The sequence below is a fragment of the Herbidospora galbida genome, assembly GCF_005233835.1.
GTDB classification, from domain to species: Bacteria; Actinomycetota; Actinomycetes; order Streptosporangiales; family Streptosporangiaceae; genus Herbidospora; species Herbidospora galbida.
In genome coordinates, this window is the sequence record NZ_SZQA01000035.1 from 83,594 (window position 1) to 92,734 (window position 9,141).

Consider the following 9,141-nt stretch of genomic DNA (forward strand, 5'->3'; position numbering starts at 1 on the left):
CCAGCGAAGCGCCCGTCCTCTTCCCCGGGGGACGGGCGCTTTCGCGTCAGGGGAGGTCTTCTCTGAGGCGTCGATAAGGGACGTCCGGCCCCATGTGGTGCTGCCATTCCGCTTCGGTCAGGTTCTTGGCGAGGCGCCCCAGTCCCTGTGTGATCAGTTCCTCGGTGGTCAGGCCCGCGCGGGCCTCCCACACCCACGCCGCGCCGTCTTCGCTCGCCGACAGGACCCGGCTCCCACAGGGGCTGAACACCGCCGACCACACCCAGCCGCCGTGGTCGACCCGGGCATGTTCCCGGCCGGTGGCCGCGTCCCACACGCGCACCGAACCGTTCACGGCGGCCGACACGACCCGGCCGCCGTCGGGGCTGAACGACGCCCGCCACACCCAGGCGCCGTGGTCCATCCGGGCGAGTTCCGCGCCGGTGGCCGCGTCCCACACGCGGGCGACCCCGTCGGCGCAGGCCGTGGCCACCCGTCCGCCCCCGGGGTCGAACGTCACCGAGTACACGACATCGCCGTGGTCCAGCCGGACCCGTTCCGCGCCCGACTCCGTCTTCCAGAGCCGCGCCGAACCGTCTTCTCCGGCCGTCGCGACCGTGCCTCCGTCCGGGCTGAACGACACCGACCACACGCGGCGGCCGTGGTCGACCCGGACCAGCTCCGCACCCGACCACGCGTCCCACACCCGGGCCGAACCGTCTTCACCCGCGGTCGCGACCGTGCCTCCGTCCGGGCTGAACGACACCGACCACACCGGGCCGCCGTCGTGGTCGAGCCGGAGCAGACCCCCGCCCAGCACCTGGGCCGTACCGTCGTCGCCGGCCGTCGCGATCCGGTTCCCGTCCGGGCTGAACACCACCGCGTAGACCGGACCCTTGTGTTCCAGCCGGGCGATGTCGGCCTCCGCGCATACCCTCCACACCCGCGCCGATCCGTCGGCGTCGGCGGTCGCGAGCTTGGTTCCGTCAGGGCTGAACACGACCGACTGCAGCGGGCCCCGGAGGTCCAGCCAAGCCAGGTCCGCGCCCGAGATCGCGTTACGCACCCGCGCCGTTCTGTCGAGGCCGGCCGTCGCCACCCAGTGCCCATCAGGGCTGAAGACCGCCGAACGCACCGCGCCCCCGTGAAGCAGGCGTCTGTGGACCGGACCGGCGAGGGCGAGCGCCCGCCGCACCGCCTCCTCCCCCTCGGCCGTCGGCGCCGACTGCAGGGAGCAGACGCCGAGGGCGAGCGCCAAGTGAACGTTCGTGTGCAGGACCGCCTCACTCTCCCGGGCGAGCCGGGAGGCGGCCACCTGGAAGAGCGGGTTGTGGCGCTCGGCCCGTTCGCGGTCGGCGTTCAACCTGCTCAGGGTCACGTATTCGGCGACGCCCTCGCAGTCGGCGGCGTGTCCGGCCACCATCTCGACGGCCTTGGCGAGCGCGGAGCCGCGCAGCAACTGGTCTGCCTCCCGGTCGTTGCTCTCCCAGCGCTGGCGGTCGGCGATGACGCCCGCCTTCCACACCCGGAAGTCCTGACTCAGCGCGGCCCAGTCGGCCAGCCGCCGCCAGCCGCGCAGCAGGGCCTCGTGCGCGACCTCGACGATCTGGTCGCCGCCCGCGGCGGTGGTGATGGCCAGCAGCCGGGCGTCGCGGAGCAGTTCGGCCGTCGGCCAGTCGTCCGAACGCAGGTCGATCCGCCTGATCTGCCGGGCGATCTCGTGGTCGCCCGGCTGCAGGAGTTCGGTGAAGATGCGCCGCGTGGCCTCCTGCTGGGCCGGGGTGAGCACGCCGAAGCGTTCCTCGGCGTAGAGGGCCAGCGTGCTGTTGACCCCGCCGAGGTCCCGGTAGGAGCGGAGGGTGAGGCTGCGGCCCTGTTGCAGTTCCCACAGGCGGGTCAGGGTGAACTCCAGCAGCGGCAGTTCGGCCGGCCTGCCCTTGAACTCGTCGCAGATCTGCTCGGCGAGCCCGTCGGCGAAGGTGACGTCGCCGGCCACCCGGGCGGGGCCGGTGACGGCGAGGTGCAGTTCCCCGGCCGACATCGGCCGCAGATGGTGCCAGTGCTCCTTGGCGTAGGAGCCCAGAGGCTCGGGGGCTTCGGTGAGCAGCCAATGGAAGTCGGTGCGCATGCTGACCGCCACCCGGACGGACCTTGGCCGCTCGGCCACCAGCCGGTTCAGCACGTCGAACAGGGCGGCCCGCTGGTCGGGGCCGCACTCAGTGAAGACCTGCTCGAACTGGTCGATGATCAGCAGCAGCCGGGACGTGCCCGTGGCGACGCCGACATAGCGGGCCACGGCGGCCGGCCCGCCCTCGGCCAGCCGATCCTGCCACGCCTGGAGTTCCCTGATCGGGTAGGGCAGCCGAAGCCCCGCCGCCTCGGCGACGGCCCCGATCAACCGGGTCATCGGGTCGTCGCCCGGCCGGAACGAGCCCACCGCCCAGGAGCCCTGCTCGCGGAGCCGGGGCACCAGCCCGGCCGCGACCACCGACGACTTGCCCACGCCCGACCGTCCGGCCACCACGATCAGCGGCCGTTCCTCGACGGCGGTCACCAGCTCGGTCACGAAGTCGGCCCGGCCGAAGAAGAACGGCGCGTCGGCCTCGGTGAACGCGCTCAGGCCCCGATAGGGGTTGGGCGGCGGCCGGTAGAGCACCTCGGGCCAGGCGCGGACCAGGGTCGCGGCGCTGATGACGTACACGTCGTCGGCCCTGCCGCTCGTCGGCACGGCCTGCACGATGCCGACCACCTGGCCGGTGCCCTGATCCCAGACCGGGCCGCCGCTGTAGCCGCCCTGCACCCGGAAGGAGCCGCGCAGGTCGACGTCGACCTGGAGGCGGGCCGCGTCGTAGGCGCCGGCCAGCGTCCCGACGACGTTCCCCGCTCGGGCGGGCCCGCTGTCGCGGTTCGGTCCCCACGCGCCGACCCGCCGCTCGCCGCACGGCCCGTCGTCGGCCACCAGAGTGGCCGGTTCGACGCCGGGCGGGAGCTCGGCCTCCAGTTCGAGACCCGCCACGTCGGTCTCCTCGAAGGGGAGGCCCTCACGCGGCATCCAGCGGACGACGTGGGCCATCCGGGTCACCCGGCTCCCGGAGTCGGCCGCGAACGGGAACTCGACCTCGATCCAGGCTCCGGTCGGTTCGTCGGCCGTTCGTTCGTCGCCGAGGCCCAGCGCGGTGTTGATCACGTGGGCGCAGGTCACCACGTGGCGGTCGCCGGCGGCGAAGGCCACCCCGACCGGCTTGCGGGTGGCCCGGCTCAGGACGCGGGCGATGTAGCGGTCAGGGCTGGTCCTGGCCATCCTCGTCGCTCTCCTCGACCACGGCCGACCCTGGACCGTTCCAGGTGACCGTCACCTTGAGCGCGGCCTCGGCCTTGCCCTTGGTGAAGATGACGCCCGTCTCGCCGCCGAACTTCAGGCCGAACTCGACGGTGATCGCGTCGGGCGCCCTGGCCGCCGACCGCAGCCGGGTCACGATCGCCGACACGGCCGGTTCGAGGGTGTCGAAGGTGTCGGCGAGGCTGCGTAACGCCTGGGCGGTTCTGCTCGGGCCGATGTCGGAGACCAGTTCGACGCCCGGCTCGTCGGCGATGTCGTCGTAGTCGACTTCCACCACCATCACGGGCGCGCCGGGAGTGTCGTCGAGAGGGATCCGCATCAACATGAGCAGAAGATAGCCCGCGTCGAATCATTTCACCCTGAGATGTTTGAAGGCGGCCCTCTATTTCACATTTGAGCCAACCCGGCCGTCAGGTAGTCCACGAAATACCTGTTGTGCAGTGCGAACTCGGATCTGCGCGTCCTGACCAGGTTGATCGCGTCGTCCAGGCCGTATCCGAGCAGGAGGAGGGCCTGGGCCACGACCAGACCCGAGCGGTTGTAGCCCGCCCTGCACCTGACGAGGACCTTCAGCTCAGACCGCACGGCCTCGGCGGCGAGGTCGGCCATGGCGCAGACCTCGCCGATCTCGGCCGGGTTCAAGGGGCCGTCGGGCACGTGGCAGGCGTGGTGGACGGCGGAGGCCCCCGGGCCGTGGCCGTCGAGGCGGATCATGCTGATGACCACGTCGAACTCGTCGGCCACGACCACGGGCAGCAGGCCTCCGGGGTCATTGCGGAAATGGCCGCCCATGAAGAGTCCGGGGATGATTTCGTGCCACGGCTGGTCGTCAAAGGGAATGGACCTGTATTCCATTCGTCCATTCTGCGTCAGTAACGCACGGAACTCTGGAGCAAGGGCGGATATACGGTCGACGGCTCGCCGTCGACGGTCGTGCCGGCGAACTGGAGCATCGAGCGGACCTCGCCGTTGACCGCCGCCGGGTAGCCCAGTGTGGGGGCCGAGATCTCGTCCAGGACCCGGAGTTGTTCTTTGGAGAGGGCCGCCTCCACGAGGTTGCTCTCCAGGTGTTCGACCCGGCGGGCGCCGACGATCGGGACCACCGTGCCCTGGCGGGCGCGGAGCCAGGCCAGACTGACCGCCGCCGACGTCGCGCCGGTCTCCTCGGCGACCTGGGCCACGACGTCGATAACCCGGTACTCCTCCTCGGTCGGGCCGCCCACGTAGGCGGTTCTGGCCGAGTCGGCCACCTCGGCGCCCCTGCGGTACTTGCCCGACAGGAAGCCGTTCTTCAGGGGGCTCCACGGGGTCAGCGCGAGGCCCTGGTCCAGGGCCAGGGGTGCGATCTCGCCTTCCACCGTGCGGGCCAGCAGCGAGTATTCGACCTGGAGGGCGATCAGCGGGGTCCAGCCCCTCAGCAGGGCCGTGGTCTGGGCCTGGGCGATCACCCACGCGGGGGTGTTGGAGAAGCCGATGTAGCGGATCTTGCCGGCCCGCACCAGGTCGTCGAGGGTCCGCATCGTCTCCTCCAGGGGAGTGTTGCGGTCCCAGTTGTGCAGCCAGTAGAGGTCCAGGTAGTCGGTCTGGAGGCGGCGCAGGGTCTCGTGGAGCTGGGCGATGATCGAGCCCCGGCCGGCGCCGCCGCCGTTGGGGTCGCCGGGGTGCATGTTGCCGAAGAACTTCGAGGCCACGACCGTGTGGCCGCGCAGGCCGGGCCGGGCGGCGAAGTAGTCGCCGAGGATCTTCTCCGAGTGGCCGTTGCTGTAGAAGTTGGCCGTGTCGACGAAGTTCCCGCCCCGGTCGAGGTAGGTCGAAAGGATCTTCTCCGACTCCTCGACGTCGCACCCGGCCGAGCCGGGGTCGTCGCCGAACGTCATCGCCCCGAGGGCGAAGGGACTGACGCGGAGGCCGGAGCGTCCGAGGGTCACGTAGTGGTCGAGCGGCATGATCGTGCTCCTTTCTTCTTCCTCCATCGAAGCGCTGAGCTGCGAGAAGGGGTAGACAGATCCGGTCGACCTCTTGCACGATCCTGCCGTCAGCGGGACTTCAGGCGGATGACCGGCAGTTGCCGGTCGGTCTTCTCCTGGTATTCGGCGAAGCGGGGCGACTTGGTGACGATCTCCTTCCAGGCCTGCTCGCGTTCGGCTCCGTGCAGCTGGTCGGCGGTGACGTCGTACGTCGTGCCGTCGAGTTCGATGCGCACCTGGTCGGGGTGGGCGGCGAGGTTGTAGTACCAGGCCGGGTTTCCGGCCGCACCGGCGGCGGAGGCGACGATCAGCCAGGTGCCGTCGGGGCCCGGGAACCAGCCGACGGGAGTGGTGCGCGGCTGGCCGGACTTGCGGCCGACGGTGGTCAGGACCAGCGCGTTGAAGCCGCCGAAGCTGCCGCTCCTGCGGATGCGGCGGGCCATCAGCTTGTTGAACCAGATGAACAGACGTCCGCCGGGCCGGCGGCCGCCACGGGTTCCGGCGGGGGTGTCGAAGGTCATGGGCACCTCGGTTGGTTAATGACGCGTACTGTACGCGGCGCTAACTATATGCACGATGTACCGTTACGTCCATGAACGACGTCGCCATCGGGCTGGTCCAGCTCTCCGGGCTGGTGCAGGGCCTGTACACGCGTGTCTCCCAGCGTCACGATCTGACCCCCGTACAGGCCAAATTGCTGTGCGTCCTGCTGGAGGGGCCTCGGGGGATGGCCGAGCTGGCCTCGGGCTTCGGCGTCGAGAAGGCGGCCCTGACCGGGCTGATGGACCGGGCCGAGAAGCGCGGCCTGGCGCGGCGCACTCCCGTGCCGGGCAACCGGCGGGCCCTGGCGGTGACGCTGACCGACGAGGGGCGGCGGGCGGCGACGGCCTTCTACGAAGAGGTCCACGCCGAGCTCGAAGGGCTGGTCGCGACCCTCACGCCCGAGGGGCGCACCCATTTCGAGCAGGCGATGGCCGAGATCATCAAGCGCTGCGGCGGGGGCTGCTGAGCGGTCATTCGGCCGCGCGCGGGAACTCCGAACAGCGGAACGACCCGAAGCTCTCCCTGCCGCGCCGGACCACGACCGTGACCGCGTCGGCGTCGATGTTCGACCGCGCGGCCAGCGCGGCGGCGGCCGTGCAGGTGAGCTGGCCGAGCCACAGCAGGCGGTCGCGCTGGGCCGCGAAGCTCTCGCGGGGAGCCGGCACCGGCACGGCGGCCGCGGTGGGCGCCTCGACGGTGATCCGCACCTTGGCGTCGTCGGCGGTGACCGCGCCCAGGGCGCCGATCCAGCCGTTCAGGTCGGTGGCGAGGCCGAGGCGGCGTTCGGGTTCGCTGGGGCCGTCGACGAGCAGGTTGAGCGTCTCCTTCAGCGACGGCCAGGGCATCGGCCGGGTGACCGCCTTCAGCCGCTGACCCGACACGAAGTAGAGCCGCATGCTGGGCTGGAAGCCGCTCGCGGGTTCACCGCCGTCCTGTACGCCCGTCGGGCTGATGCCACACCCGGCCACCAGCAGGAGCGCCGCCAGCAGATATCTCATCGCGGTTCCCTGGGCAGCGTGAGCCGGAACACCGCGCCGCCCTCGGGGCGGTTGCCGACCTCGATCGTGCCGCCGTGGAGGCGGGCGTTCTCCAGGGCGATGGCCAGGCCGAGGCCGCTGCCGTCCGACCGGGTGCGGGCGGCGTCGGCCTTGGAGAACCGGTCGAACACGCGCGGGAGCAGGTCGGGGTCGACGCCGGGGCCCGCGTCGGCGACCTCGATGACGACGTCGTGGCCCTCGTCCAGCGAGACGGTCACCGGCTTGGCGCCGTGCCGCAGCGCGTTGCCGACCAGGTTGGCCATGACGACGTCGAACCGGCGCGGGTCGAGCCGGACGCGCACCCCCGGCCCGATGTCCACCTCGACCTCCGAGGTCCACCCCCGTGTACGCAGACTCGCCGCCACCGCCTCCGCCACGTCCACATCGTCGACGACGAGGCCGACGGCCCCCGCGTCGAACCGGGAGATCTCCATGAGGTCCTCCACGAGCTTCACCAGCCGTCCGGCCTCCAGATTCAGCAGGCGGGCCGCCTCGGGCAGGTCGCCGTCGAGCCGGGCCGACTCCTCCTCGATCACCTCGGCCATGGCGAGGATCGAGGCCAGCGGGGTGCGCAGTTCGTGGGAGACGTCGGCGACGAACCGCCGGGCCATCGACACGTTGGTCTCCAGCGCCTCGGCGGTGGCGTTGAACGTCTTGACCAGGCGGGCCAGTTCGTCGCGGCCGGTGACCTTGAGCCGGGTGTCGAGTTCTCCGGCCCCCAGGCGGCGGGCGGCGCGGTCGAGGTCGCGTACCGGCCGGAGCACCCCGCCCGCGGCGAGCAGCGCGAACAGCACGGCCAGCAGCAGCACGGGCAGGACGCCGTTGCGCGCGGCGGCGACCAGCGCCTCCTGGTCGGCGGCCTCGGTGTGCAGCGAGGAGACGAGGTAGACCTCGACGCCCGACGGCACGCCCTCACGGCGCAGCAGCACCGGCGTGCCCACCACGAGGTAGGGGTCGCCGTCGCGCACCACCCGCTGGTAGACGAGGCGCTGTTCGGCGGCCACGCGCCGGCGCAGGCCGGCCGTCAGGGCCGCGACGGCGTCGCCCGACGCGACCAGGCCCGAGTCGCCGTAGACGGCCGCGCCGGTCGCGTCGAGGAACGCGGGCGCGACGCCGTTGGCGAGCTGTTGCAGGGCGGCCCGGCTGGGCGGGTGCTGCATGTTCTCGGTGAGGGTGGAGACGCGGAGCCGGAACTCGTTGACGACCGACCATTCGGTCCGGGTCAGCATGAGGTCGCGGGCCTGCTTGTAGACCAGCCCGGCGGCGGTGAGCGCGCTCAGCCCCGCCAGCACGACGAAGACCACGACCAAACGGGCACGCAGCCCCCTCACAGGGGGCCGAACCGATAGCCGAAGCCGCGTGCGGTCTGGACGTAGCGGGGCTGGGCGGGGACGTCCTCGATCTTGGTGCGGAGCCGCTGCACGCACGCGTCGACCAGCCGCGAGTCGCCCAGGAAGTCCAGGTCCCAGACCGATTCCAGCAGTTGCTGGCGGCTGAAGACCTGGCCGGGAGAGGCCGACAGCTCCAGCAGCAGCCGGAGTTCCAGCGGGGGCAGCGTGAGCGGGATCCCGTTCTTGGCCACCGTCAGCGCGCCCCGGTCGATCACCAGATCGCCGTAGGTCTCCTGACCGGCGTCGAGGGGCGCGGCCCAGCGGCGCAGCACGGCGCGGATGCGCGCCTCCAGCACGCGCGGCCTGACCGGTTTGACCACGTAGTCGTCGGCGCCGGCCTCCAGCCCGCTGACCACGTCGAGGTCGTCGCCCCGGGCGGTGAGCATGACGATCGGCAGGTGCCCGCCGGCCCTGATCCGGCGGCAGACCTCGAAGCCGTCGAGGCCGGGCAGCATGAGGTCGAGCACGACGATGTCCATCGTCGTCTCGCGCAGCCGCCGCAGGCCCTCCTCGCCGGTCTCGGCGGTGGCGACCTCGTGGCCGTGGCGGCTGAGCGACAGCCGGAGTCCTTCGCGGACGGACTGGTCGTCCTCGATGAGCATCACCCGGGCCACGCGACCCAGTATCCGGCTTGATCAGCACATATACGGCCGGAAGCGACGTTCATTACACGCTCATGACATTCCGCTCATGGCCAGCGGACATCGCGCTGCCAGGATCCCGGGTCGAGACCTAGGAGGATGTATGCGATTCACTCTGGCCGCCATCGGCCTCGTCGCGGCCACGCTCACCTTCGCCGCCCCGGCCGCCGCGTCGCCGTCGCCCGTCCCGGAGCAGTCGCGGGCCTCCGCGGCGCCGGCGCCGGCGCCGTCCGAGCGGGCGCG

9 protein-coding genes are annotated in these 9,141 nt (G+C 71.7%); 1 reads left to right on the plus strand and 8 read right to left on the minus strand.

The annotated features are described in order from the left end of the window. Nucleotides 1-46: 46 nt before the first annotated feature. The 5 genes from FDA94_RS30165 to FDA94_RS30185 form a co-directional block, all read right to left on the minus strand. Nucleotides 47-3,280 carry an nSTAND1 domain-containing NTPase gene (locus tag FDA94_RS30165; RefSeq protein WP_137250452.1) on the minus strand — a complete coding sequence of 1,078 codons (3,234 nt, stop codon included), beginning with the start codon at nt 3,278-3,280 and terminating at the stop codon, nt 47-49. Next, complete coding sequence (locus FDA94_RS30170) at nt 3,261-3,644, minus strand: CU044_2847 family protein (RefSeq protein ID WP_137250453.1); 384 nt, start codon at nt 3,642-3,644, stop codon at nt 3,261-3,263. Before FDA94_RS30170 ends, FDA94_RS30165 begins: the two co-directional genes overlap by 20 nt. Before the next feature lie 62 nt (nt 3,645-3,706). Next, nucleotides 3,707-4,174: a dual specificity protein phosphatase family protein gene (locus FDA94_RS30175; RefSeq protein ID WP_170991192.1), complete on the minus strand. Its 468-nt coding sequence runs from the start codon at nt 4,172-4,174 to the stop codon at nt 3,707-3,709. 14 nt (nt 4,175-4,188) lie between these two features. Next, nucleotides 4,189-5,265: an aldo/keto reductase gene (locus FDA94_RS30180; protein WP_137250454.1), complete on the minus strand. Its 1,077-nt coding sequence runs from the start codon at nt 5,263-5,265 to the stop codon at nt 4,189-4,191. A gap of 89 nt (nt 5,266-5,354) precedes the next feature. Next, on the minus strand, nt 5,355-5,807 hold the full coding sequence (locus FDA94_RS30185) for a nitroreductase family deazaflavin-dependent oxidoreductase (RefSeq protein WP_137250455.1): 453 nt from the start codon (nt 5,805-5,807) through the stop codon (nt 5,355-5,357). A 71-nt stretch (nt 5,808-5,878) separates the two neighbouring features. On the opposite strand from FDA94_RS30185, the gene FDA94_RS30190 reads away from it, so the two are divergent. Continuing rightward, on the plus strand, nt 5,879-6,295 hold the full coding sequence (locus tag FDA94_RS30190; protein ID WP_137250456.1) for a MarR family winged helix-turn-helix transcriptional regulator: 417 nt from the start codon (nt 5,879-5,881) through the stop codon (nt 6,293-6,295). A 4-nt stretch (nt 6,296-6,299) separates the two neighbouring features. On the opposite strand, the gene FDA94_RS30195 is transcribed toward FDA94_RS30190, so the two are convergent. From FDA94_RS30195 to FDA94_RS30205, 3 genes are read right to left on the minus strand one after another with little or no spacing between them, the layout of a single operon-like run. Further along, complete coding sequence (locus FDA94_RS30195; RefSeq protein ID WP_137250457.1) at nt 6,300-6,827, minus strand: hypothetical protein; 528 nt, start codon at nt 6,825-6,827, stop codon at nt 6,300-6,302. Next, nucleotides 6,824-8,170, minus strand: a complete 1,347-nt coding sequence (locus FDA94_RS30200) for a sensor histidine kinase (RefSeq protein WP_246060227.1) — start codon at nt 8,168-8,170, stop codon at nt 6,824-6,826. The genes FDA94_RS30195 and FDA94_RS30200 overlap by 4 nt, the downstream gene beginning before the upstream one ends. Before the next feature lie 23 nt (nt 8,171-8,193). Next, nucleotides 8,194-8,871 (minus strand): response regulator transcription factor, encoded by a 678-nt coding sequence (locus tag FDA94_RS30205; protein ID WP_170991193.1) that lies wholly within the window; start codon nt 8,869-8,871, stop codon nt 8,194-8,196. Nucleotides 8,872-9,141: the final 270 nt, after the last annotated feature.

What these genes read in the sequence shown, in the direction of transcription:
- FDA94_RS30170 (WP_137250453.1), bottom strand. Translation starts at nt 3,644, where the DNA reads ATGTTGATGCGGATCCCTCTCGACGACACTCCCGGCGCGCCCGTGATG.
- FDA94_RS30195 (WP_137250457.1), bottom strand. Translation starts at nt 6,827, where the DNA reads ATGAGATATCTGCTGGCGGCGCTCCTGCTGGTGGCCGGGTGTGGCATC.
- FDA94_RS30185 (WP_137250455.1), bottom strand. Translation starts at nt 5,807, where the DNA reads ATGACCTTCGACACCCCCGCCGGAACCCGTGGCGGCCGCCGGCCCGGC.
- FDA94_RS30190 (WP_137250456.1), top strand. Translation starts at nt 5,879, where the DNA reads ATGAACGACGTCGCCATCGGGCTGGTCCAGCTCTCCGGGCTGGTGCAG.
- FDA94_RS30180 (WP_137250454.1), bottom strand. Translation starts at nt 5,265, where the DNA reads ATGCCGCTCGACCACTACGTGACCCTCGGACGCTCCGGCCTCCGCGTC.
- FDA94_RS30175 (WP_170991192.1), bottom strand. Translation starts at nt 4,174, where the DNA reads ATGGAATACAGGTCCATTCCCTTTGACGACCAGCCGTGGCACGAAATC.
- FDA94_RS30165 (WP_137250452.1), bottom strand. Translation starts at nt 3,280, where the DNA reads ATGGCCAGGACCAGCCCTGACCGCTACATCGCCCGCGTCCTGAGCCGG.